Consider the following 23,864-nt stretch of genomic DNA (forward strand, 5'->3'; position numbering starts at 1 on the left):
CGTTTCTTTACTCTGGCTCTAGTCGACGAAAGATTAAGCTTTACGTATAGTGGCGGCAATTTTTTGCATCCGGGAAATATTCAATGATCAGTCTGATTGCAGCGCTGGCGGTAGATCGCGTTATTGGTATGGAAAACGCCATGCCATGGAATCTGCCAGCCGATCTCGCGTGGTTTAAACGAACCACGCTGAACAAGCCAGTCGTAATGGGCCGCCTGACCTGGGAGTCAATTGGTCGTCCATTGCCTGGGCGTAAGAACATCGTTATCAGTAGCCAACCTGGTACTGACTCTCGTGTTGAGTGGGTAAAATCCGTCGATGACGCGATTGCAGCCTGCGGCGACGCCGAAGAAATTATGGTGATTGGTGGTGGTCGTGTGTACGAGCAGTTCCTGCCAAAAGCGCAGAAGCTGTATTTGACTCACATTGACGCGGAAGTGGAAGGGGATACGCATTTCCCGGACTACGATCCGGACGAATGGGAATCTGTGTTCAGCGAATTCCACGACGCGGATGAGCAGAACTCACACAGCTACTGCTTCGAAGTTTTAGAACGCCGTTAAGATTGTCTTCCCTCTCCCGGTCGGGAGAGGGAAAAACCTGTCAGGAGGCGACCGCCTCACCTTCCCCTAAATCCAGCTGCCGATTTGAAGGCTGAATAAAGTACGCTTTATCTTCCCAGCGCAGGCAGGTCATATCACCACCCCAGCAGCAGCCTGTGTCCAGTCCGTAGATATTCTCAGGCGTACCTTTGCCCTCCAGCGAAGCCCAGTGACCAAATATCACACTGTATTCATCCGTGACGGGACCAGGAATGGCAAACCACGGTTTCAGCGGCGAGGGGGCGTTTTCCGGTGTGTCCTTGCAATACATATCGAGCTGTCCATTCGGGAAGCAATAGCGCATCCGCGTAAAGGCATTGCTGATGAATCGTAGGCGCGCCAGACCGCTGAGCTCTGGACTCCAGTTATTCGGCATATCGCCATACATCGCATCGAGGAAGAAAGGATAGGAGTCGCTTGCCAGTACCGCTTCTACGTCGCGGGCGCACTCTTTTGCCGTTTGCAGATCCCACTGCGGCGTGATCCCGGCGTGCGCCATGACCAGCTTTTTATCTTCGTCGATTTGCAATAACGGTTGTCGACGCAGCCAATTGATAAGCTCGTCGGCATCCGGTGCTTCGAGCAGCGGGGTGATACGGTCCTTCGGTTTATTACGACTGATCCCGGCAAAAACGGCCAACAGATGTAAATCGTGATTACCGAGCACAACGCGTACGCTGTCGCCCATCGATTTTACAAAGCGCAGGACTTCCAGTGAACCAGGGCCACGCGCGACGAGATCGCCCGTGAGCCAGAGGGTGTCTTGTGCTGGTGTAAAATCCACCTGCTTTAACAGCGCGATCAGTTCATCGTAGCAACCGTGAACATCGCCAATGAGATATGTAGACATGTTTTAATGGATAAATGTAGGAACAGCCAGGCGGAAAACAGGAATAGCAACACGGAAGGTGTTGCCGTCTACATCGACCATTTCATAATGGCCCTGCATGGTACCCATCGGCGTTTCGATAACTGCACCACTGGTGTACTGGAACTCTTCGCCGGGATCGATGTGGGGTTGTTCTCCCACCACACCTTCACCCTGAACTTCGATTTCACGGCCATTGCCGTTAGTGATAAGCCAATAACGCCCAAGCAGTTGCACAGGCATCCGCCCCAGATTGCGAACGATCACGGTGTAAGCAAAAACAAAACGTTCTTCGTCCGGTGTGGACTGAGACTCGATATAGACGCTTTGCACCTGAACACATACGCGGGGCGAATCAATCATGGCTTAGCTCTCCTTCGGCGGGGCATTATCGCTGATGTAATTAGCTAACTTACAGTACTGCTCAACAGAGATGTTTTCTGCGCGCATGGCCGGGTCGATGCCCAATTCCGTTAACACGTCGACGGTAAAGGTATTACCGAGGCTGTTACGAATCGTTTTACGACGCTGATTAAACGCTTCTGTCGTGATGCGGCTCAGTACTTTAAGCTCTTTGACCGGATGCGGCATGACGGCATGCGGAACCAGACGCACAACCGCAGAATCCACTTTCGGTGCTGGCGTAAAGGCCGTCGGCGGCACTTCTAGCACCGGAATGATGTTGCAATAATATTGCGCCATCACGCTTAGTCGACCATACGCCTTACTGTTTGGCCCTGCAACCAGACGGTTGACCACCTCTTTTTGCAGCATAAAGTGCATGTCCGCAATGGCATCAGTATAGCTAAACAGGTGGAACATCAGCGGCGTGGAGATGTTATACGGCAGGTTACCAAAGACGCGCAGCGGTTGACCGAGCTTTTCAGACAGCTCGCCGAAATTCATGGTCATGGCATCTTGCTGATAAATCGTCAGTTTAGGACCGAGGAACGGATGCGTTTGCAGGCGCGCGGCAAGATCGCGGTCCAGTTCGATAACGGTCATTTCGTCGAGACGTTCACCTACTGGCTCAGTCAACGCGGCAAGACCGGGACCGATTTCGACCATCGCCTGGCCTTTCTGAGGGTTGATGGCAGAAACGATGCTTTCAATAACGAATCGATCGTTAAGGAAGTTTTGCCCGAAGCGTTTGCGGGCTAAGTGGCCCTGATGGACTCTAGTATTCATTGAGTATTAACAATCATTTTGATGGCGAGATTAAGCGCCGTAATAAAACTGCCGACATCCGCTTTACCCTGTCCTGCTAAATCAAGTGCAGTACCATGGTCAACGGACGTTCGAATAAAAGGTAAGCCCAGCGTGATATTCACGCCACGGCCAAAGCCCTGGTATTTTAGCACGGGCAGACCCTGATCGTGGTACATCGCGAGCACGGCGTCTGCATTTTCAAGATATTTGGGCTGGAAAAGGGTATCGGCAGGCAGCGGCCCGCTGAGGTTCATCCCTTTGGCGCGCATTTCATTCAACACCGGGATAATGGTGTCGATCTCTTCGGTGCCCATATGGCCGCCTTCACCAGCGTGCGGATTCAAACCACACACCAGGACATGCGGCGACGGAATGCCGAATTTTGTGCGTAGATCGTGATGCAAAATGGTGATGATTTCACGCAGCAATTCCGGCGTGATGGCTTCTGAGATCGCTTTGATCGGCAGATGGGTAGTGACCAGTGCGACGCGTAGCTCTTCCGTTGCCAGCATCATCACGACTTTATCGCTGTGAGAACGAGCTTCGAAAAACTCGGTATGCCCGGTAAAGGGAATGCCCGCCTCGTTGATAACACCTTTGTGCACCGGACCGGTAATCAGCGCGGCGAATTCGCCGCTCAGACAGCCATCGCAGGCGCGAGCCAGCGTGTCGACCACGTAGTGTCCGTTTTCAGTACATAGCTGTCCTGGCATAACCGGAGCACGAAGCGAAACAGGGAGAAGCGTTAACGTCCCTTCTCGCTGCGGAACGGGTTGATGGTCGGGCTGATAGGGCAGGAGCGTTAACGGAAGACCGAGCAATTTCGCTCGGTCTTGTAACAGTGTTGCATCAGCACAGATAACCAGTTCCACCGGCCAATCACGCTGGGCGAGTTGGACGACGAGGTCTGGACCAATCCCGGCGGGTTCGCCGGGAGTGATAACAACACGATGTTGTTTCATTAGTTGCTCAGAACTTTCACGTAGGCGCTGGCGCGTTGTTCCTGCATCCAGGTCGCCGCTTCTTCAGAGAACTTACGATTAAACAGCATACGGTAAGCTTTGTCTTTCTGCGCGGCGTCGGTTTTATCGACGTTGCGGGTATCCAGCAGTTCAATCAGGTGCCAGCCAAAGGTCGAGTGCACCGGTGCGCTCGTTTGGCCTTTATTCAGCTTCATCAATGCATCGCGGAAGGCAGGATCGTAAATATCCGCAGCCGCCCAGCCGAGATCGCCACCCTGGTTTGCAGAGCCTGGATCCTGAGAGTACTCTTTCGCAGCGTTTGCAAACGAGATTTTACCACTCTTAATATCCGCAGCGATCTGCTCCAGCTTAACGCGAGCCTGATCGTCACTCATAATTGGCGACGGTTTCAACAGGATGTGGCGAGCGTGTACTTCCGTAACGGAGATACTCTGGCTCTGCCCACGCAAATCGTTCACTTTCAGAATGTGGAAGCCCACGCCTGAACGGATAGGACCGACGATATCGCCTTTCTTCGCCGTGCTCAGTGCCTGACCAAAGATGGACGGCAGCTCCTGAATACGACCCCAACCCATTTGGCCGCCTTTCAGGGCCTGCTGGTCAGCAGAGTAGGTAATAGCCAGTTTGCCAAAGTCTCCGCCGTTACGCGCCTGCTCAACGATAGAACGTGCCTGGCTTTCTGCTTCGGCAGCCTGATCGGAGGTTGGGTTTTCCGGCAGCGGAACCAGGATGTGGCTTAGGTTCAGCTCGGTGCTGGCATCGTTCTGATTGCCAACCTGCTTCGCTAACTGATCCACTTCCTGTGGCAGGATCGTGACACGACGACGGACTTCATTGTTTCGGACTTCTGAAATCAGCATCTCTTTGCGAATCTGATTACGGTATGTCGCGTAGCTGATGCCATCGTAGGCCAGACGACTGCGCATCTGATCGGCGGTCATGTTGTTCTGTTTTGCAATGTTAGCGATCGCCTGATCGAGCTGCTCGTCAGTGACCTTCACACCCAATTTCTGACCCATTTGCAGGACTATCTGATCCATGATCAGACGCTCCAGGATCTGATGGCGCAACGTCGCGTCATCCGGAAGTTGCTGACCTGCCTGGCCCGAGTTGAGCTTCACAGACTGCATCAAACCATCAACGTCGCTTTCAAGAACTACGCCGTTGTTCACAACGGCGGCGACTTTATCAACAACCTGTGGCGCGGCGAAGCTGGTATTCGCAACCATGGCGAAACCGAGCAGCAGCGTTTTCCAGTTCTTCATACTTTTTCCATTTCAATTAACCGCAAAGCGGATTACGTGGTAAATCAAGCACATTACAAGGAGCTACGGTACGGCAGAATGTTCGAACGCAGCATCTGTTGAGTGCCCAGACCGTAGTTGGAACTCAGGCCGCGTAATTCGATATTAAAGCCAATGACCTTATCGTATTTACTTTGACTGTTTGCCGTATCCCAACCGTTAAGCTTGCGCTCATAGCCAACGCGAATCGCGTAACAGCAGGAGTTATATTGCAAGCCAACCATCTGGTCTGCGGGTTTACTGGTGTTGGTATCAAAGTAATACGCACCGACCACCGACCAACGATCGGCAATAGGCCAGCTTGCAGCGCCGCCCACTTGTGAAATGCCATCTTTGTACTGTTCGGCCGTCGCATAGTTGGGCAGTGTCGCCTGGATGTATTCCGGGCTGGCATAGCGGTAGGTTAGCTGAACCAGGCGGTCTTCATCGCGACGATATTCCACAGAGGTGCTGCTCGTAGCAATGTTATTCAGACGCGTATCGTATTGCAGCCCACCACGCAGGCCCCAACGATCGGTCATGCGCCAGTAAGTATCACCGGCCCATACCAGTGACCCGGTATTGTTGTCTTTCTCCCAGTTAATATTGTCATCACCGGTACGAGATTCAGTGAAGTAATAGATTTGACCAACAGAAACGTTAAAACGTTCAACGGCAGCATCATCATAAACGCGCGTTGTCACGCCAGTGGTCACCTGGTTTGCTGAAGCAATACGGTCGAGACCGCCATAGGTGCGATCGCGGAACAGGCCGGTATAGTCTGACTGCAGAAGCGAAGAGTCGTAGTTCTGGATTTTACTCTGATCGCGATAAGGCACGTAAAGATACTGCATACGTGGCTCCAGCGTCTGAGTATAACCTTCCGCCCAATTCATCTCACGTTCGAAGACCAGCTTACCGTCCATCTTGAATTGCGGAAGAACGCGGTTGACCGAGTCTTCAAGATCGGTGCCATAGCGGTTGTTATACCAGTCCACATTTTTCTGCTGGTAATGCGTGGCCATCATCTTGGCTTCTGTATCCAGGCTTGCCCAGTTGTTGGACCACGGTAAATTGATCGTAGGCTCAAGGTGAAGACGCGTGGCTTCTGGCATATTGGAATTGGTATTCACAAAATGCACGGCCTGGCCGTATACACGGGTGTCAAACGGGCCAACGTCATTCTGATACCAGTTAACATCCAACTGTGGTTCAGCGCCGTAAGTGCTGTTCGTTTGGGTGTTAAAGACCTGGAATTGCTTGGTAGACACCGTCGCGTTGAAGTTTTCAACCGCGTAGCCGGCGCTGAAAATTTGCGTGGCATAACCGTCGGTACTTGAACCGTACTTGGAGTCAAAGTCATTGAAATAGTTGGGATCGCTGACCTTGGTATAGTTGACGTTAAAACGCCATACCTGATCCATCACCCCGGCATGTTGCCAGAAGAACAACCAGCGGTGGCGATCGCCTTCGGTGGGATGCTCGTCCTGATAGACTTTGTCCGACGGCAAATAATCCAGTTCCATCAGGCCCGTACCCGCCTGAGTCAGGTAACGGAATTCGTTTTCCCACATGACATTGCCGCGCTTATGGATATAGTGCGGCGTAATCGTGGCGTCCATGTTGGGCGCGATGTTCCAGTAATACGGCAGGTAGAACTCAAAATAGTTCGTGGTGCTGTATTTGGCATTCGGGATCAGGAAGCCCGAACGACGTTTATCGCCAACCGGCAACTGCAAATAAGGGCTATAGAAAACCGGCACCGGGCCAAGTTTAAAGCGCGCATTCCAGATCTCCGCAACCTGCTCTTCGCGGTCATGGATGACTTCACTCCCCACCACGCTCCAGGTATTTGAACCCGGCAGGCAGGACGTAAAGGTACCGTTTTCCAGAATGGTATAACGGTTTTCACCGCGCTGTTTCATCAGATCCGCTTTACCGCGACCCTGACGACCCACCATCTGGTAATCACCTTCCCAGACGTTGGTATCTTTTGTATTCAGGTTTGACCAGGCTTTCGGACCTTTCAGGATGACCTGATTGTCGTCATAGTGCACATTCCCAAGCGCATCCACCGTTCGAACCGGCACCGCTTCGCCGTCGGGCTGCTTTTGGTGAAGTTGAACTTCATCTGCCTGGAGGCGGCTATTGCCCTGGTTAATGTCGACGTTGCCCGTAAAGGTGGCATTATCAGGGTAATTACCCTTTGCATTGTCGGCAGTAATAGTGACAGGCAAGCTGTTCGTATCACCCTGCACCAACGGGCGATCAAAACTTGGGATGCCAAGCATACATTGCGAGGCGAGATCGGCCGCCAGCCCTGGTTGACTATACAGGGCTGCACCAATCATTGTGGCCAGGAGGGTGGGGATACGTTTTTTCATACGTTGTATTTATTGTTCCATCATCAGTGGCGTTACGCTGGCAAACGGTCAGAGACTATCTTACTCATCAGCGCAGTGCCAGCGTTAATCCTGCCCGTTTGCGAGCCAGAGTGTTAGGCTCGCGATCGAATGACGAGTATGATAATGCAAATTATAGGCGATGTCCTTCAATTGACCGTGGCTAGACCACTGAGATGATGGAGTTGCGTCGGACCAGGAACATGACCATCCGGGGAGTATATGCAGTATTGGGGTAAAATAATTGGCGTCGCATTCGCTTTAGTGATGGGCGCAGGATTTTGGGGCATCGTATTGGGCCTCATTATCGGCCATATGTTTGATAAAGCTCGCAGCCGCAAAATGGCCTGGTTTGCCAACCAGCGTGAGCGTCAGGCGCTTTTCTTCTCGACCACTTTTGAAGTGATGGGGCATTTAACCAAATCGAAGGGACGGGTTACCGAAGCAGACATTCAGATAGCCAGCGTTTTTATGGATCGGATGAACCTGCACGGCGATTCTCGCGTCGCGGCGCAAAATGCATTTCGTATCGGTAAGGCAGATAACTATCCGCTGCGAGAAAAAATGCGTCAGTTCCGCAGCATTTGTTTCGGACGGTTTGATTTAATTAAGATGTTTCTGGAAATCCAAATCCAGGCTGCATTTGCCGATGGTTCGCTGCATCCCAATGAACGTGACGTACTCTATGTGATTGCAGAAGAGCTGGGTATTTCACGGATGCAGTTTGACCAGTTCCTGCGCATGATGCAGGGCGGGGCGCAGTTTGGCGGCGGTTATCAGCAGCAGTCGGCGGGCGGTGGATGGCAACAGACGCAGCGTGGACCAACGCTTGAAGATGCCTGTAACGTCCTCGGCGTGAAGCCGACCGACGATGCGACCACCATCAAACGTGCTTACCGTAAGCAGATGAGCGAGCATCACCCGGATAAGCTGGTGGCGAAAGGTTTACCACCAGAAATGATGGAGATGGCGAAGCAGAAAGCGCAGGACATCCAGAAAGCGTACGAACTGATTAAAGAACAGAAAGGCTTCAAGTAGTGAGGTATCTGCCCGGCAATGCCGGGCGGATATTAAAAGTCTGCGGGAACGTTAAACGTCATCGCGTTACCATAAGCCGGATGGGTAATGGTCAGCATTTCAGCATGAAGCTGGAGACGCGGTGCCATCGCCAGCGCCTCTGGCGTCGCGTAAAAGCGATCCCCCAAAATCGGATGGCCCATTGCCAGCATATGGACCCGCAGCTGATGCGAACGCCCGGTGATTGGTTTAAGCAGAATGCGCGCGGTGTTATCCGGTGCGTAATCCAGCACTTCATACTCGGTTTGTGCGGCTTTTCCGGTTTCGAAACACACCTTTTGCTTTGGTCGATTCGGCCAGTCGCATATCAGCGGTAAATCAACCAGACCTTCTGCTTTCTCCGGGTGTCCCCAAATACGCGCGATATACTGTTTTTTCGGCTCGCGCTCGCGGAACTGCCTTTTTAACTCACGCTCGGCCGCTTTATTCAGAGCCACTACAATCACGCCGCTGGTGGCCATATCCAGACGATGCACGGATTCGGCTAAGGGATAATCGCGCTGAACGCGCGTCATCACGCTGTCTTTGTGCTCTTCCAAGCGTCCAGGGACCGACAACAAGCCGCTCGGCTTGTTGACCACCATGATGTGCTCATCCTGATACAGAATGACCAGCCAGGGTTCTGTTGGCGGATTGTAGGTCTCCATGATCATATCGCGCTCCGTTTACTGATGCGTCACAACGATCAGACGCAGTGCATCCAGTCGCCAGCCCGCCTGATCCAGGCTTTCCAGCACCTGTTGACGGTTGCTTTCAATCGCTGCCAGCTCATCGTCGCGAATGTTCGGGTTAACCGCTTTCAACGCTTCCAGACGAGACAGCTCAGCGGACAGTTTTTCGTCTGCTTCGGTACGCGCGGCATCGATAAGCGCGCGGGCGGCTTTCTCGATCTGCGCTTCACCCTGCTGCAAAATGGCGTGGACTTCCTGCTGTACCGCGTTCACCAGCTTGCTGCCGGTATGACGGTTGACTGCGCTCAGCTGACGGTTAAAGCTTTCGAACTCAACCTGAGCCGCCAGGTTAGTGCCGTTTTTGTCCAGCATCAGACGTACCGGCGTGGCGGGCAGGAAACGGTTAAGCTGCAACTGCTTCGGTGCTTGTGCTTCAACCACGTAAATCAGTTCGAGCAACAACGTACCTACCGGCAACGCTTTGTTTTTCAGTAATGAAATGGTGCTGCTGCCGGTATCACCAGAAAGAATCAGATCCAGACCGTTACGAATCAGCGGATGTTCCCAGGTAATGAACTGAGCGTCTTCGCGAGAAAGCGCCACCTCACGCTCGAAGGTAATGGTGCAACCATCCTCCGGCAGACCAGGGAAATCAGGTACCATCATATGATCGGACGGCGTCAGGACGATCATGTTTTCCCCACGGTCGTCCTGGTTGATCCCAACGATATCGAACAGGTTCATCGCAAAGCTAATAAGGCTGGTATCGTCATCTTGCTCTTCGATACACGTTGCCAGCGCCTGCGCTTTTTCGCCGCCGTTAGAGTGGATTTCCAGAAGACGGTCGCGACCTTGTTCCAGCTGAATTTTCAGCGCATCGTGCTTCTCACGACAGGTTTTGATCAAGTCGTCAAAACCGTCGGTGTTTTCTGGCGAGGCCAGGTAGCCAATCAAATCGCTATGTACTTGATCGTAAATCGTGCGTCCGGTCGGGCAGGTATGTTCAAATGCGTCCAGCCCTTCGTGGAACCAGCGCACCAGTACGGACTGGGCGGTTCTCTCCAAAAACGGAACGTGGATCTGAATATCGTGCGCCTGACCAATACGGTCCAGACGACCAATACGCTGCTCAAGCAGATCCGGGTTAAACGGCAGGTCGAACATCACCAGGTTGCTGGCAAACTGGAAGTTGCGACCTTCAGAACCGATTTCGGAACACAGAAGCACCTGCGCGCCGCTGTCTTCTTCACCGAACCATGCCGCAGCGCGGTCGCGTTCAATGATCGACATACCTTCGTGGAACACGGCAGCGCGAATACCTTCACGCTCGCGCAGCACCTGCTCCAGTTGGAGGGCGGTCGCTGCTTTGGCGCAGATCACCAGTACTTTTTGGGAGCGGTGAGCGGTCAGGTAACCCATCAGCCACTCAACGCGCGGATCGAAGTTCCACCAGGTTCCGCTATCGCCTTCAAATTCTTGATAAATCTGTTCCGGATAGAGCATGTCGCGCGCACGTTCTTCGGCACTTTTACGCGCGCCCATAATCCCGGAAACCTTAATTGCCGTCTGATACTGAGTCGGCAGCGGCAGCTTGATGGTATGCAGCTCGCGTTTCGGGAAACCTTTCACGCCGTTACGGGTGTTACGGAACAGCACGCGGCTGGTGCCGTGACGGTCCATTAGCATCGAGACCAGCTCCTGACGGGCAGCGTCTGCGCCATCACGGTCGCTGTTTGCGGTTTGCAGCAACGGCTCGATATCTTGTTCGCCGATCAAATCGCTCAGGGTGTTGAGTTCATCATTCGAAAGATGTTTGCCTACCAGAAGCAGGGCAACGGCATCGGCCACAGGACGATAGTTCTGCTGTTCTTCAACGAAGTGTTCAAAATCGTGGAAACGATTTGGATCGAGCAGACGCAGACGCGCAAAGTGGCTTTCCAGACCCAACTGCTCAGGCGTTGCGGTCAACAGCAGGATGCCCGGTACGCGCTCTGCCAGCTGTTCAATCGCCATATATTCACGGCTTGGGGCGTCTTCGCTCCAGACCAGGTGGTGCGCTTCATCGACGACGAGGATGTCCCACTCGGCATCGCAAAGATGCTCAAGACGCTGCTTGCTGCGACGCACGAAGTCCAGAGAGCAAATCACCAACTGTTCGGTTTCGAACGGGTTGTCGGCGTCGTGCTGGGCTTCTGCATAGCGTTCATCATCAAACAGAGAGAAACGCAGATTGAAACGACGCAGCATCTCAACCAGCCACTGGTGTTGCAGCGTTTCCGGGACGACGATCAACACGCGCTCGGCGGCACCGGAGAGCAGCTGTTGATGCAGGATCATGCCTGCTTCAATGGTTTTACCTAAGCCAACTTCATCGGCGAGCAGCACGCGAGGCGCATGACGACGGCCCACGTCGTGAGCAATATTCAGCTGGTGCGGGATCAGGCTAGCGCGTTGACCGCGCAGGCCGCTCCACGGCATACGATACTGTTCGCTCTGGAATTTACGCGCGCGGTAGCGCAGCGAGAAGCGGTCCATACGGTCAATTTGACCGGCGAACAGGCGATCCTGTGGCTTGCTGAATACCAGACGACTATCAAGCAGCACTTCACGCAGCATGACGTTGGTCTCATCGGTATCGAGGCGCGTACCGGTATAAGCGAGCAATCCATTCTCTTCTTTTACGTCTTCAATCTTCAGCTGCCAGCCCTCGTGGCTGGTAACGATGTCGCCTGGGTTGAACATCACGCGGGTAACAGGGGAGTCATTGCGTGCGTACAGACGATTTTCGCCGGTTGCAGTGAACATAATAGTGACCATTCGCGCATCCAGCGCCACTACTGTTCCTAATCCGAGTTCGCTTTCCGTATCGCTGATCCAGCGTTGACCAAGTGTAAAAGGCATAGTTGTTCGGCTCTAATCTTTAATTGCAGGCAATAGTTCGACCGCCGTCGCAGAATGACGGCCATCGAAAAAGGGTCCGGGAATGGAAAGGGCGCTATGGTACTGGATGGAGACGCTTTCGTCACGCGTCAAAATAGCCCAAGTTGACCTGTCACTAGTGTAGCAAAATCATCGTCCATGAAGGGTAAAATTCCATCCGCCACGGGCTGGAGCTGGCGCGTCAGATAGTGTTCATAGTCCAGCGGTGAACGCTGATAATCCATCGGCTCCGGTCCGCTCGTGGTCCAGACGTATTTGATCGTTCCACGATTTTGATATTGCTGAGCGCGGCCCAGACGCACATTTTCTTCATCGGCGAGTCTTGCGGCGCGGACATGAGGTGGAATATTGCGCTGGTATTCTGCCAGCGGGCGGCGCAGGCGTTTGCGATAAATGAGCTGGCTATCAAGCTCACCCGCCATCAGGCTGGCAATGGTTTCACGAACATAGTCCTGATACGGCTCGCGGCGAAAAATTTTCAAATACAGCGTTTGCTGGAACTGCTGTGCCAGCGGTGTCCAGTCGGTGCGCACGGTCTCCAGGCCTTTGAATACCATGCGCTGAGCTTCGCCTTCCTGGATTAATCCAGCGTAACGTTTCTTGCTGCCCTGCTCGGTCCCGCGGATGGTGGGCATTAAAAAACGGCTGAAATGAGTCTCAAATTCCAGCTCTAACGCGCTGGTTAACCGCTCTTTTTGCAAATGGTTTTGCCACCAGTCGTTCACAAAGGCGATGAGTTTTTTGCCGATTTCCGTGGCGTCTGCTTCGCTGTGCGCGCCTTTAAGCCAGACGAAGGTGGAGTCCGTATCGCCGTAAATGACGTCATAGCCCTGAGACTCCACCAGCGCTTTGGTCTGGCGCATGATTTCGTGTCCACGCATGGTAATCGACGATGCCAGACGCGGGTCGAAGAAGCGGCAGGCGCTGGTGCCAAGCACCCCGTAAAAGGCGTTCATGATAATTTTTAGCGCCTGAGAAAGCGGTTTGTTGCCGTGACGCTTCGCCTCTTCGCGACCGTGCCAGATTTGCGTGACAATGTCCGGCAGGCAATTTTTATCGCGAGAGAACCGCGCGCCCAGGAAACCTTCGGTGCTATGCGCGTCGTCCGGCTGCGCCATGCCTTCAACCAATCCTACGGGATCGATAAGAAACGTGCGGATAATCGACGGATACAGACTTTTGTAATCCAGCACCAGTACCGAGTCATACAGACCTGGACGCGAGTCCATGACATACCCGCCAGGACTGGCTTGTGGCGGCACTTCGCCAAGATTGGGCGCGACATATCCCGCGCGATGCATGCGCGGAATGTAGAGGTGCCCAAACGCCGCCACGGAACCGCCGTGCCGATCGACGGCAAGGCCGTTAACGGTGGCGCGCTCAAGCAGGAAGGGCATGATCTCTGTTTTATGAAATATGCGGGTGACCAGTTCGCAGTCTTTGAGGTTATAGGTCGCCAGCGCCGGTTTATCTTCATTGAAGCGCCTGTCGATTTCATCCATACGATCCCAGGGATTGTCGATGGATTTACCTTCGCCAAGCAGTTCCTGCGAGACCGACTCCAGTGAAAACGAGGAGAAACTCCAGAAGGCAGATTTTAACGCGTCGATACCGTCGATAATCACTCGCCCGTTCGCCTGAGCAAAGAATACCCCGTTTTTAAAACCGTGTTCACGCCATTCCAGCTCGCTGTTGCCGCGCCCGAGCATCAGGGGAATACGATAGCGTTCGGCGTGTTTTTGCAATACGCGCAAATCGAATTGCACCACGTTCCAGCCGATTAAGACGTCCGGATCGTGATCGGCAAACCACTGATTTAACTTTTCGAGCAACTGCGGACGGCTGTTGACGTATTCAAGCTGGAAGTTAAGCCCAGAGGCATCGCCATTAGGTGGCCCAAGCATGTAAACCACGCGCTGCCCGCAGCCTTCAAGGCCGATGCAGTACAGCTCGCCGTGACGCGTGGTTTCAATATCCAGAGAAACCCACTTCAACGGCGGGCGATAATGAGGGTTAGGCTTAAGTCGGGCGTTAATGAGTTTATTGCCCTGCGGCGTGCCGTCGACCCAGACGGGCGCAGTGATAAAGCGCTCCATCAAAAAACGTTCTGGCGGGCGGATGTCGGCTTCATACAGCTTAATGCCCGCTTCTCGCAGCTGCTTTTCGTAGCGCATAAGCTGGCGGTGGGCGCGACAGTAAAGCCCAAATACGGCTTGGCGCTGAAAATCTTTGAGCTGAAGCGATGCGATACGCCAGCCTTTTTCGCCGCTCAGGACCTGCTGGGTTTGTTCACGATACTGCTCAGGGATAAATGTGACGGACTCCTGCGGTGGCAGCGTTACGTTCAGCGGGCCGTTGTCCGTCGCAAGCCAGAACTCCACCTCAGTTCCCTGAGGCGTATCCCGCCAGTGTCGGGTCAGTAAAAAGCCTTCTTGCGTCTGCGCCACGCCGTTATCCCATAAAACAAAACCAGGCCTGATTATAGCCTGGTTTCGTTTTTTATGCTGGGTTTATATACAGCCTTACTGCCCGTAATAGGCCTTCGCACCGTGCTTGCGCAGATAATGTTTATCCAGCAACGTTTGCTGCATATCCGGCAGTTGCGGCGATAGCTGGCGACAGAAAATCCCCATGTAAGCGATCTCTTCCAGCACGATAGCGTTATGTACCGCGTCTTCGGCGTTTTTACCCCATGCGAATGGTCCGTGGGAGTGAACCAGCACACCCGGCATTTGTGCGGCATCGATACCCTGTTTTTCGAAGGTTTCGACGATCACGTTGCCCGTTTCCCACTCGTATTCGCCGTTGATTTCGGCGTCGGTCATTTTACGCGTGCAGGGAATAGTGCCGTAGAAATAATCCGCATGAGTGGTCCCGGTGGCGGGGATCGACTGCCCGGCCTGCGCCCAGATGGTGGCGTGGCGAGAATGAGTATGCACAATGCCGCCAATGGATGGGAATGACTGATAAAGCAGGCGATGCGTAGGCGTATCGGATGAGGGCTTTTTCTTCCCGTCGACCACTTCGCCAGTGGCAAGGCTGACCACCACCATATCGTCCGCGGTCATCACCGTGTAATCGACGCCTGAAGGCTTAATCACGAACACCCCTTGATCGCGATCGACGGCGCTCACGTTGCCCCAGGTCAGCGTGACCAGGTTATGTTTTGGCAGGGCCAGATTGGCTTCAAGTACCTGACGTTTAAGATCTTCTAGCATGCATCCTCCAGGTAGTGGCCCACCTTGCGGCAGGCCCCAGATTCCCTGTTAACGTTTTGAACCGTAATACACTTCGTTCCAGCGCAGCGCGTCTTTGAACGCCGGCAAACGCGTATCGTTGTCGATCACGGCCAGCTCAATGTCGTGTATTTCGGCGAACTGGCGCATATCGTTCAGATCCAGCGAGTGGCTGAACACGGTATGGTGCGCACCACCGGCCAGGATCCAGGCTTCGGAGGCCGTTGGCAGATCCGGCTGGGCTTTCCACAGCGCGTTGGCGACTGGTAGTTTCGGCAAAGAATGCGGGGTTTCGACGGCATCGACACAGTTCACCAGCAGACGGAAACGATCGCCCAGATCGATAAGGCTGGCGTTAATCGCCGGGCCGGTGCGGGTGTTGAAGATCAGACGTGCCGGATCGGCTTTGCCGCCAATGCCCAGGTACTGCACGTCGAGGATCGGTTTTTCTTCTACGGCGATCGAAGGACACACTTCCAGCATGTGCGAGCCCAGCACCAGATCGTTGCCGTTCTCAAAGTGATAGGTGTAGTCCTCCATAAACGAGGTGCCGCCCTGTAGACCGGTCGACATCACCTTCATGATGCGAAGCAGAGCGGCGGTTTTCCAGTCGCCTTCGCCCGCAAAGCCGTAGCCCTGCTGCATCAGACGTTGAACCGCCAGGCCCGGAAGCTGTTTCAGGCCGTGGAGATCTTCAAAAGTGGTGGTAAAGGCGTGGAAGCCACCCTGTTCCAGGAAGCGTTTCATGCCCAGCTCAATGCGCGCGGCATCCAGCACGTTCTGGCGCTTATCGCCGTTGATTTGCCCCGCAGGGGTCAGGCGGTAGCTGCTTTCATATTCATCGACCAGCGCGCTGATATCGCCCTGGCTGATTCCGTCCACAACCTGCACCAGATCGCCTACGGCCCAGGTATTGACGGAGAAACCGAATTTAATCTGCGCGGCGACTTTATCGCCGTCAGTGACCGCCACTTCACGCATGTTGTCGCCAAAACGCGCCACTTTCAGATGGCGGGTATCTTGTTTTGACACGGCCTGGCGCATCCATGAACCGATGCGCTGCTGCGCGTGCTGATCCTGCCAGTGGCCTGTGACCACGCCGTGCTGCTGACGCATGCGCGCGCCAATAAAGCCGAACTCGCGGCCGCCGTGTGCGGTCTGGTTCAGGTTCATAAAGTCCATGTCGATGCTGTCCCACGGCAGGGACGCGTTGAACTGGGTATGGAACTGCAACAGCGGCTTGTTCAGGATGGTCAGGCCGTTGATCCACATTTTGGCCGGAGAGAAGGTGTGCAGCCACACCACCATGCCTGCGCATTTATCGTCATAGTTAGCGTCACGGCAAATATGGGTGATTTCGTCCGGGGTTGTGCCAAGCGGCTTGAGTACCAGTTTGCATGGCAGCTTAGCTTCAGCGTTCAGCGCATTGACAACATGTTCAGCGTGTTTCGTGACCTGGCTCAGCGCTTCCGGCCCGTACAGATGCTGGCTGCCAATGACAAACCACACTTCATAATTATTAAAAATGGTCATTATTGAGTCCTTAATGTGTCAGGGTTGCCGTAGTGTCCGCGGTGTTCTTGGCCGGGGCGGCGACAGGGAGATAATGTTGCTCGGCGCTTTTCGACCATTGCAGGTAGCGCTGATAGAGTTGTTCAAAGCGTTGTGCTTGCTGCGCGCGCGGGTGAAGCGTGCTTTCGACGGCGCTCGCCATCTGTGCCTGCGCGGCAGGGATATCGGCGTGAACGCCTGCGGCGACGGCGGCAAAAATCGCGGCACCCAGCGCGCAGCACTGATCGGAGGCGACAATCTGGAGTGGACGATTTAACACGTCGCAGCAGGTCTGCATGATCACCGGATTTTTACGGGCGATACCGCCAAGGGCCATGACTTCATTGACGGCGATGCCTTGTTCGGTGAAGCACTCCATAATGGCGCGAGCACCAAAGGCGGTAGCCGCAATCAGACCGCCAAACAGGGCTGGCGCGTCGGTGGCCAGATTGAGATCGGTAATCACTCCTTTCAGGCGCTGGTTGGCGACCGGCGTACGACGACCGTTAAACCAGTCGAGCACCACCGGAAGATGGTCGAGAGACGGATTTTTTGCCCATGCTTCGGTGAGCTGAGGCAGCAGCTGTTTTTTGCTGGCTTCAATCTGCGATTTCAGTTCAGGATGCGTGGCGGCCAGCTGATCCAGCGGCCAGCCCAGCACGCGGCCAAACCAGGCGTAGATATCACCAAAGGCCGATTGGCCCGCTTCGAGGCCGATAAAATCAGGTACGACGCTTCCGTCGACTTGGCCACAAATACCTTTTACCGCGCGGTCTCCCACGCTGGCTTTATCGGCAGTCAGAATGTCGCAGGTAGACGTGCCGATCACTTTGACCAGCGTGTTCGGCTGCGCACCCGCACCGACTGCGCCCATATGGCAATCGAACGCGCCGCCGGAAATCGTCACGCTTTGCGCCAGTCCCAGGCGTTTGGCCCACTCTTCATTCAGCGTGCCTACCGGGATATCAGCGGTCCAGGTGTCGGTAAACAGGGGATAGTGCAGATGTTGGTTGATGAGCGGGTCGAGTTCATCAAAGAACGCTGCTGGCGGCAGACCGCCCCAGCTCTCGTGCCACAACGATTTATGCCCGGCGCTACAGCGGCCACGACGGATATCCTGCGGACGGGTGGTGCCAGAAAGCAGGGCAGGAACCCAGTCGCACAATTCAATCCAGGAGACGGCGGCCTGCGCCACGGCGCGGTCAGCGCGGGTGACGTGTAAAATCTTCGCCCAGAACCATTCGCTGGAATAAATGCCACCGATATAGCGGGAGTAATCCGCCTTGCCTGGCTGATGACACAGGCGGGTGATGGCTTCGGCTTCTTCCACCGCGGTGTGGTCTTTCCACAGGACGAACATGGCGTTCGGGTTATCGGCAAACTCTGGGCGCAGGGCCAGCACGCGGCCTTCGGCATCCACTGGCGCAGGCGTTGAACCGGTGCTGTCTACGCCAATGCCGACGATTTGCTCCCGCTGATCTTCACTTAACGCCGCCAGCACGCTTTTGATCGCCGCTTCCATCGATTCGATGTAATCGCGCGGATGATGACGGAACTGGTTGTTTGGCGCGTCACAGTAGCGCCCCTCTTGCCAGCGCGGGTACCACTCAACGCTGGTTGCTATTTCTTGACCCGTACGGCACTCCACTGCCAGGGCGCGTACCGAGTCACTGCCAAAATCGAGGCCAATCGCAATTGCCATTGTGTTGCTCCATCAAAAAAACGGGTATCCATGAACATTAGAGATTGAAGGAGAAAGTCGTCAGGCAGGATTCGCTAATCTTATGGATTAAATGGCTGTTACGGTGGAAAGTGTGACGCCGTGCAAATAATCAATGTGGACATTTCTGCCGTAGTTATAGACACTTTTGTTACTGCTCATTCACACGATGTAGCGGATAAATCAGGGGTAAAGGCTGAAATATGGCGGGCCGAAAAGAGAGCGTATATCGTTCGAGACCTTTTTGGTGCTATTTTCCCCCGGCTTTTATCGATATGGACAATTTGTTTCCTTCTTGACCGCCGGGAGTACTGCATTTATGGCCGAAACACAAAGCGATCCCCTGCTGCCGGGCTATTCGTTTAATGCCCATCTGGTGGCGGGATTGACCCCCATTGAATCGGAAGGGTATCTCGACTTTTTTGTTGATCGACCGTTGGGAATGAAAGGCTATATCCTGAATCTCACCGTGCGCGGCGAGGGGGTCATCAAAAATGGCGACCAGCAGTTTGTCTGTCGCCCTGGGGATATCCTGCTGTTTCCGCCGGGCGAGATTCATCATTACGGACGCCATCCGGATGCGAAAGAGTGGTATCACCAGTGGGTCTATTTCCGCCCTCGCGCGTACTGGCAGGAGTGGCTATCGTGGCCCGCAATGTTCGCGCATACCGGTTTTTATCGTCCCGATGAAGCGCATCAGGCGCAGTTCCGTGAACTCTTTGCCCAAATTATTGATGCCCAGGTCGGGGGGCGCTATGCCGAGCTGCTGGCGATCAACCTGCTGGAGCAACTGTTATTACGACGTATGGAGGCGATAAATGAATCGCTCAATCCGCCGCTGGATAACCGCGTACGAGAGGCCTGCCAGTACATTAGCGATCATTTGGCTGACAGCCAGTTTGATATCGCGGGCGTGGCTCAGCACGTTTGCCTGTCGCCGTCGCGCCTGTCGCATCTTTTTCGCCAGCAGCTTGGCGTGAGCGTGCTGAGCTGGCGTGAGGATCAGCGTATCAGTCAGGCAAAACTGTTGCTCAGTACCACGCGAATGCCAATCGCCACGGTAGGTCGTAACGTCGGCTTTGAAGATCAGCTTTATTTCTCCCGCGTATTTAAAAAATGTACCGGCGCCAGCCCGAGCGAATTCCGCGCTGGCTGTGAATAAAAAGTAAAAAAAACGAAACAACCAGGTGAAGTCTGGCAGCTCCCGGTAAACTATTCAGACAATTGATATCTTGACGCAGCAGGTGTGGCTTCGCAGAATCCCTGCTTTGTTATCTGACCGGAACCGTTATGCAGGAATTGCTGGAACATTTTATTACTCAGTCCGTCATCTATTCACTGATCGCCGTCGCGCTGGTGGCTTTTCTTGAATCGCTGGCGCTGGTCGGACTGATTTTACCCGGCACGGTTATGATGGCGGGCCTTGGCGCGCTGATCGGCAGCGGCGAGGTGAATTTCTGGCAGGCGTGGATGGCCGGTATTGTCGGCTGTTTGCTGGGCGACTGGCTCTCTTTCTGGCTGGGCTGGCGCTTTAAAAAGCCGCTGCACCGTTGGTCGTTCATGAAAAAGAACAAGGCGCTGCTCGATAAAACGGAACATGCGCTGCATCAGCACAGCATGTTTACCATTCTGGTCGGCCGATTTGTTGGGCCAACGCGTCCGCTTGTGCCGATGGTGGCAGGGATGCTGGATCTTCCGGTCGCAAAATTTATCCTGCCCAATATTATTGGCTGCGTGTTTTGGCCTCCGTTCTATTTCCTGCCCGGTATTCTCGCGGGGGCGGCGATCGATATTCCTGCCGATGTACAGAGCGGGAATTTCAAATGGTTGCTGTTAGCGACCGCGCTGCTGCTGTGGCTGGCGGTCTGGCTGTGCTGGCGCTTGTGGCGCAGTGCAAAAGCGGGAACGGATCGCCTGACGCATTATCTGCCGCGTCACCGTCTTTTCTGGCTGGCACCCTTAATGCTCGGGGTCGCCGTGATGGCGCTGGTGACGCTCATCCGACATCCGCTGATGCCAGTATATGGCGAAATTCTGCTGAAGGTCGTGAGTCGTTAAGGGGCCGACGCGATCCCTAACAGCGTCGATGCGCTGGCTCTTCCGCTAACCAGTTCTTGCGTATCGCCATCCCAGGCGATACGCCCGTCAGCAATGACCACCGATCGCGCCGCTATGCTGGCGGCATCTTCCACGCTATGTGACACCATCAACAGGGTGAGCTGCTTTTGCTGACACACGTCCTTCACCAACTGCAACATCTCTTGCCTTAGGGCGGGATCGAGGGCAGAGAAGGGCTCATCGAGCAACAGAATCGGCTGCTCGCGCACCAGACAGCGTGCCAGCGCTACCCGCTGACGCTGGCCGCCGGAGAGCTCTCCTGGCAGCCGCTCGATAAATTCCGTAAGCCCCATCTGCTGGGCGATAACGTCCAGTTTCTGACGCTGGGCTTCTGTTAGCTTAAGGCCCGGATTCATCCCTAGTGCAATGTTCTGGCGCACCGTCAGATGGGTGAAAAGGTTATTTTCCTGAAAAAGCATCGAGACCGGGCGTTGCGACGGCGGCGTATGGGTATGATCTTTAGCATCAATGACGATGGACCCACTTGCTGGCGGCAGAAAGCCTGCAATCAGGCTGAGCAGCGTGCTTTTTCCCGCCCCGCTGGGGCCGAGGATAGCGAGGGTTTCGCCCTGACCAACGGACAGTGAAAAGCGCATCGGCAGGTGCTGATAAAGCCAGGTTACATCAGTCAGTTTTAACATCACGCCCCGGAAGTTTTTCGATAACGGTAAATAAGGTAAAGCACAGCAGCAAGAGTAACAGGGCCGTGACGGCACCGTCCTGGCTGCGATAAGAGCCAATTTGCTGGTAAAGCCAGTAAGGCAGAGTGCGGAAATCTTCATTCCCAAACAGCGCGACGACGCCGAAATCCCCAATCGACAGCACGCAGGCAAAAGCCAGTGCCTGTGCGAGAGGGCGTTTGAGCGCACGCAGCTCAATCACCTTCAGCCTTTGCCAGCCCTGCATTCCCAGCGACTGACAGAGTAAGGTGTATCGGGCGCTAATGTCGCGCATCGGGTTTTCTAATACCTTGAGCGCGTAAGGGATAGCCATTAGTGCATTGGTGAAAATGACGATGCCATCGGCGTTCTCTGGCAGCCCAACGGTGCTGTTGAACAGTAAAAAGAAACCGGTCGCCAGCACGATGCCGGGCATTGCCAGAATCAGCATACCGCTCAATTCCAGCGCCTGACCGGCGGTGTTTGCACCGCGAGCGTAAAGTTCGCGGCTGCTCCACAGCAACATGGTGGTCAGCAGTACGCACAATAATCCTGCCCCCAGCGCAATGCGCAGAGACGTCCACAACGCTTGCCACAGCACCGGCTGTTGCAGCACGGAAATCAGATTCAGGTTCAGACCATCAACGACCACCGCCAGCAGCGGCGGCAGTAAAAGCAACAGCGCCAGCGCGATCAGGGTGATATCGGACAGGCGACTGCGCAGGCAATCCTGCGGGTCGCGCCAGCCGCTTATCTGATGGCTGCCGACGGCAATGGCTTTGCTTAGACGCTGGCTCAGCAGCACCAGCCCAAGACAGCAGAACATTTGAATCATCGCCAGCAGCGCTGCACGGCCCGGATCGTAGTCGTAGCTAAGCGCCTGATAAATGGCGAGCTCGATGGTCGTGGCCTGCGGGCCGCCGCCGAGCGAAAGCACGGTGGCAAAACTGGCAAAGCAGAGCATGAAGATCAGCGCGGCAACCGGCGGGATTTGACGACGAAGCCACGGCCATTCGACAAAGCGGAAGAACGACCAGCCGCGCATGCCAAGCTGCGCGGCGAGCTGGCGTTGCTCACCGGGTATGTTCTCGAGCGCCTGCAAAAATAATCGTGTGGCCATCGGCATATTGAAAAAGACGTGCGCCAGCAGGATTCCCTGAAGGCCGTAGGGTGAAAACGTCCATTCGATGCCAAAAGCGTTCAGGAGCGCGGCAATCCAACCCTGGCGTCCGTACACGCTGAGGATGCCAAAAACGGCCACCAGCACGGGCAAGATTAGCGTCATTGCACACAGGCGTATCAACGCGTTCCTGCCAGGAAAACGGCGACGATACAGGGCGCGAGCCAGAAAAATGGCGGGCACGACGGAAAGCAGGGCGGAGAGAAACGCCTGCCAGAAAGAGAAACGAACGACGTGCCAAAGATAGCTATCGTGCCAGAGAGCGAGAAAGTCACTCTCCGGTGCGTTTAACCCTAGCGCGAGGAACGCCCCTGCGCTGACCACGACCATTAGCGTGGCAGCAATCAGCCCAGGGATGAGCCAGCCGGGAATTAGCGGCTGACGGCGCGTTGCCATTCACCGATCCATGCTGCGCGTTGGGAAGAGACCTGCTGAGGTGTAAATTCCAGCGTCGTTTGCGGTTTGGTGAGTGAGTCAAAGCCCGCAGGCAGCGTCACGTCGGTGACCGGATACATCCAGTTGCCGGTGGGGATCGCATTCTGGAATGCCGGAGAGATCATAAATTTCAGGAATTTCTCGGCAAGCTCCGGCTGTTTGCTGGCGGCGGTTCGAGCGGCGACTTCAACCTGCAAATAGTGGCCTTCGCTAAAGTTAGCCGCCGCGTAGTTATCTTTTTTCTCTTCGATAATGTGATAGGCCGGAGAGGTGGTGTAGCTCAGTACTAAATCGCTTTCACCTTTCAGAAACAGACCATAGGCCTCACTCCAGCCTTTGGTGACGGTGACGGTTTTCGTCGCCAGTTTTTGCCAGGCTTCTGGAGCGTTGTCGCCGTACACTTTCTGCATCCACAGCAGCAGGCCAAGGCCCGGCGTACTGGTGCGCGGGTCTTGATAAATCACGCGCCATTTCTGATCGCTCTCAACTAACTCTTTCAGGCTTTTTGGTGGGTTTTTGAGCTTGTTTTTGTCATACACAAACGCGAAGTAACCATAGTCGAAAGGCACGAACGTGTCGTTTTTCCAGCCACCCGGCACGGTGGCCGCGTCAGGGGCGATACCGCTCTTTGCAAATAGCTTCGTTTGCGAGGCCGCTTCAAGCAGGTTGTTGTCGAGACCGAGCACCACGTCGGCTTTGCTGTTTTTACCTTCCATACGCAGACGGTTCAGCAGCGATACGCCATCTTCCAGCGCCACGAATTTCAGTTCGCAGCCGCAGTCGGCCTCGAAGGATTTTTTGACCACCGGGCCTGGGCCCCAGTCGGCGGCGAAAGAGTCATAGGTGTAAACCGTCAGTACAGGTTTAGCAAAAGCAGGCAGCGCAAACAGCGCCAGCAGAGGAAGAACTTTTTTTAACACTTTGCACCTC

The 23,864-nt window shown here is 54.6% G+C and carries 19 protein-coding genes; 4 read left to right on the forward strand and 15 right to left on the reverse strand.

The genetic code is table 11. The features are described 5' to 3' along the window. Nucleotides 1-83 precede the first annotated feature (83 nt). Nucleotides 84-563, forward strand: coding sequence for a type 3 dihydrofolate reductase (folA, locus tag AC6EMZ_RS13845; protein WP_498403097.1), 480 nt, complete (start codon nucleotides 84-86; stop codon nucleotides 561-563). Nucleotides 564-603: 40 nt separating this feature from the next. On the opposite strand, the gene apaH is transcribed toward folA, so the two are convergent. From apaH to lptD, 6 genes are read right to left on the reverse strand one after another with little or no spacing between them, the layout of a single operon-like run. Then, nucleotides 604-1,452, reverse strand: a complete 849-nt coding sequence (gene apaH, locus AC6EMZ_RS13850; protein WP_498403098.1) for a bis(5'-nucleosyl)-tetraphosphatase (symmetrical) ApaH — start codon at nucleotides 1,450-1,452, stop codon at nucleotides 604-606. Between the two features lie 3 nt (nucleotides 1,453-1,455). Beyond that, nucleotides 1,456-1,833, reverse strand: coding sequence for a Co2+/Mg2+ efflux facilitator ApaG/CorD (gene apaG, locus AC6EMZ_RS13855; protein WP_498403099.1), 378 nt, complete (start codon nucleotides 1,831-1,833; stop codon nucleotides 1,456-1,458). A 3-nt stretch (nucleotides 1,834-1,836) separates the two neighbouring features. Then, complete coding sequence (gene rsmA / locus AC6EMZ_RS13860; protein ID WP_498403100.1) at nucleotides 1,837-2,658, reverse strand: 16S rRNA (adenine(1518)-N(6)/adenine(1519)-N(6))-dimethyltransferase RsmA; 822 nt, start codon at nucleotides 2,656-2,658, stop codon at nucleotides 1,837-1,839. Then, nucleotides 2,655-3,641 carry a 4-hydroxythreonine-4-phosphate dehydrogenase PdxA gene (gene pdxA, locus AC6EMZ_RS13865; RefSeq protein WP_498403101.1) on the reverse strand — a complete coding sequence of 329 codons (987 nt, stop codon included), beginning with the start codon at nucleotides 3,639-3,641 and terminating at the stop codon, nucleotides 2,655-2,657. Before pdxA ends, rsmA begins: the two co-directional genes overlap by 4 nt. Beyond that, a complete protein-coding gene (gene surA, locus AC6EMZ_RS13870; protein WP_498403102.1) occupies nucleotides 3,641-4,927 on the reverse strand; it encodes a peptidylprolyl isomerase SurA in 1,287 nt (428 codons plus the stop codon). Before surA ends, pdxA begins: the two co-directional genes overlap by 1 nt. A 53-nt stretch (nucleotides 4,928-4,980) precedes the next feature. Beyond that, on the reverse strand, nucleotides 4,981-7,329 hold the full coding sequence (gene lptD / locus AC6EMZ_RS13875; RefSeq protein ID WP_498403104.1) for an LPS assembly protein LptD: 2,349 nt from the start codon (nucleotides 7,327-7,329) through the stop codon (nucleotides 4,981-4,983). Between the two features lie 240 nt (nucleotides 7,330-7,569). On the opposite strand from lptD, the gene djlA reads away from it, so the two are divergent. Further along, the gene (gene djlA / locus AC6EMZ_RS13880) at nucleotides 7,570-8,385 is read left to right on the forward strand and encodes a co-chaperone DjlA (protein ID WP_498403105.1); all 816 of its coding nucleotides are present in this window, start codon (nucleotides 7,570-7,572) and stop codon (nucleotides 8,383-8,385) included. Nucleotides 8,386-8,417: 32 nt separating this feature from the next. On the opposite strand, the gene rluA is transcribed toward djlA, so the two are convergent. From rluA to araB, 6 genes are all read right to left on the reverse strand, one after another. Beyond that, nucleotides 8,418-9,077, reverse strand: coding sequence for a bifunctional tRNA pseudouridine(32) synthase/23S rRNA pseudouridine(746) synthase RluA (gene rluA, locus AC6EMZ_RS13885; protein WP_498403106.1), 660 nt, complete (start codon nucleotides 9,075-9,077; stop codon nucleotides 8,418-8,420). Nucleotides 9,078-9,089: 12 nt separating this feature from the next. Further along, nucleotides 9,090-11,996, reverse strand: a complete 2,907-nt coding sequence (gene rapA, locus AC6EMZ_RS13890) for an RNA polymerase-associated protein RapA (protein WP_498403107.1) — start codon at nucleotides 11,994-11,996, stop codon at nucleotides 9,090-9,092. A 128-nt stretch (nucleotides 11,997-12,124) separates the two neighbouring features. After that, complete coding sequence (polB, locus tag AC6EMZ_RS13895) at nucleotides 12,125-14,482, reverse strand: DNA polymerase II (protein WP_498403108.1); 2,358 nt, start codon at nucleotides 14,480-14,482, stop codon at nucleotides 12,125-12,127. 75 nt (nucleotides 14,483-14,557) lie between these two features. Then, a complete protein-coding gene (araD, locus tag AC6EMZ_RS13900) occupies nucleotides 14,558-15,253 on the reverse strand; it encodes an L-ribulose-5-phosphate 4-epimerase (RefSeq protein WP_498403109.1) in 696 nt (231 codons plus the stop codon). A 48-nt stretch (nucleotides 15,254-15,301) separates the two neighbouring features. Then, nucleotides 15,302-16,804, reverse strand: coding sequence for an L-arabinose isomerase (gene araA, locus AC6EMZ_RS13905; protein WP_498403110.1), 1,503 nt, complete (start codon nucleotides 16,802-16,804; stop codon nucleotides 15,302-15,304). Nucleotides 16,805-16,814: 10 nt separating this feature from the next. Beyond that, a complete protein-coding gene (gene araB / locus AC6EMZ_RS13910) occupies nucleotides 16,815-18,524 on the reverse strand; it encodes a ribulokinase (RefSeq protein ID WP_498403111.1) in 1,710 nt (569 codons plus the stop codon). 337 nt (nucleotides 18,525-18,861) lie between these two features. Between araB and araC the strand changes: the two genes are divergently transcribed. Then, nucleotides 18,862-19,704: an arabinose operon transcriptional regulator AraC gene (gene araC / locus AC6EMZ_RS13915; RefSeq protein WP_498403113.1), complete on the forward strand. Its 843-nt coding sequence runs from the start codon at nucleotides 18,862-18,864 to the stop codon at nucleotides 19,702-19,704. 128 nt (nucleotides 19,705-19,832) lie between these two features. Further along, on the forward strand, nucleotides 19,833-20,600 hold the full coding sequence (locus AC6EMZ_RS13920; RefSeq protein WP_498403114.1) for a DedA family protein: 768 nt from the start codon (nucleotides 19,833-19,835) through the stop codon (nucleotides 20,598-20,600). Here AC6EMZ_RS13920 and thiQ read toward each other — a convergent pair. Genes thiQ through thiB form a run of 3 tightly spaced genes read right to left on the reverse strand, consistent with a single transcriptional unit; the run spans nucleotide 20,597 to nucleotide 23,854 of the window. Next, the gene (gene thiQ, locus AC6EMZ_RS13925; RefSeq protein ID WP_498403115.1) at nucleotides 20,597-21,301 is read right to left on the reverse strand and encodes a thiamine ABC transporter ATP-binding protein ThiQ; all 705 of its coding nucleotides are present in this window, start codon (nucleotides 21,299-21,301) and stop codon (nucleotides 20,597-20,599) included. The two genes, AC6EMZ_RS13920 and thiQ, sit on opposite strands and share 4 nt — an antisense overlap. After that, nucleotides 21,285-22,895 (reverse strand): thiamine/thiamine pyrophosphate ABC transporter permease ThiP, encoded by a 1,611-nt coding sequence (gene thiP, locus AC6EMZ_RS13930; protein WP_498403116.1) that lies wholly within the window; start codon nucleotides 22,893-22,895, stop codon nucleotides 21,285-21,287. The genes thiQ and thiP overlap by 17 nt, the downstream gene beginning before the upstream one ends. Beyond that, nucleotides 22,871-23,854 carry a thiamine ABC transporter substrate binding subunit gene (gene thiB / locus AC6EMZ_RS13935; RefSeq protein WP_498403117.1) on the reverse strand — a complete coding sequence of 328 codons (984 nt, stop codon included), beginning with the start codon at nucleotides 23,852-23,854 and terminating at the stop codon, nucleotides 22,871-22,873. The genes thiP and thiB overlap by 25 nt, the downstream gene beginning before the upstream one ends. Nucleotides 23,855-23,864: the final 10 nt, after the last annotated feature.

Source organism: Enterobacter sp. SCRI0065 (assembly GCF_059766475.1).

Excerpts from the sequence above, each read along its gene's own strand:
- folA (WP_498403097.1), top strand. The coding sequence starts at position 84 with ATGATCAGTCTGATTGCAGCGCTGGCGGTAGATCGCGTTATTGGTATG.
- apaH (WP_498403098.1), bottom strand. The coding sequence starts at position 1,452 with ATGTCTACATATCTCATTGGCGATGTTCACGGTTGCTACGATGAACTG.
- apaG (WP_498403099.1), bottom strand. The coding sequence starts at position 1,833 with ATGATTGATTCGCCCCGCGTATGTGTTCAGGTGCAAAGCGTCTATATC.
- rsmA (WP_498403100.1), bottom strand. The coding sequence starts at position 2,658 with ATGAATACTAGAGTCCATCAGGGCCACTTAGCCCGCAAACGCTTCGGG.
- pdxA (WP_498403101.1), bottom strand. The coding sequence starts at position 3,641 with ATGAAACAACATCGTGTTGTTATCACTCCCGGCGAACCCGCCGGGATT.
- surA (WP_498403102.1), bottom strand. The coding sequence starts at position 4,927 with ATGAAGAACTGGAAAACGCTGCTGCTCGGTTTCGCCATGGTTGCGAAT.
- lptD (WP_498403104.1), bottom strand. The coding sequence starts at position 7,329 with ATGAAAAAACGTATCCCCACCCTCCTGGCCACAATGATTGGTGCAGCC.
- djlA (WP_498403105.1), top strand. The coding sequence starts at position 7,570 with ATGCAGTATTGGGGTAAAATAATTGGCGTCGCATTCGCTTTAGTGATG.
- rluA (WP_498403106.1), bottom strand. The coding sequence starts at position 9,077 with ATGATCATGGAGACCTACAATCCGCCAACAGAACCCTGGCTGGTCATT.
- rapA (WP_498403107.1), bottom strand. The coding sequence starts at position 11,996 with ATGCCTTTTACACTTGGTCAACGCTGGATCAGCGATACGGAAAGCGAA.
- araD (WP_498403109.1), bottom strand. The coding sequence starts at position 15,253 with ATGCTAGAAGATCTTAAACGTCAGGTACTTGAAGCCAATCTGGCCCTG.
- araA (WP_498403110.1), bottom strand. The coding sequence starts at position 16,804 with ATGACCATTTTTAATAATTATGAAGTGTGGTTTGTCATTGGCAGCCAG.
- araB (WP_498403111.1), bottom strand. The coding sequence starts at position 18,524 with ATGGCAATTGCGATTGGCCTCGATTTTGGCAGTGACTCGGTACGCGCC.
- araC (WP_498403113.1), top strand. The coding sequence starts at position 18,862 with ATGGCCGAAACACAAAGCGATCCCCTGCTGCCGGGCTATTCGTTTAAT.
- AC6EMZ_RS13920 (WP_498403114.1), top strand. The coding sequence starts at position 19,833 with ATGCAGGAATTGCTGGAACATTTTATTACTCAGTCCGTCATCTATTCA.
- thiQ (WP_498403115.1), bottom strand. The coding sequence starts at position 21,301 with ATGTTAAAACTGACTGATGTAACCTGGCTTTATCAGCACCTGCCGATG.
- thiP (WP_498403116.1), bottom strand. The coding sequence starts at position 22,895 with ATGGCAACGCGCCGTCAGCCGCTAATTCCCGGCTGGCTCATCCCTGGG.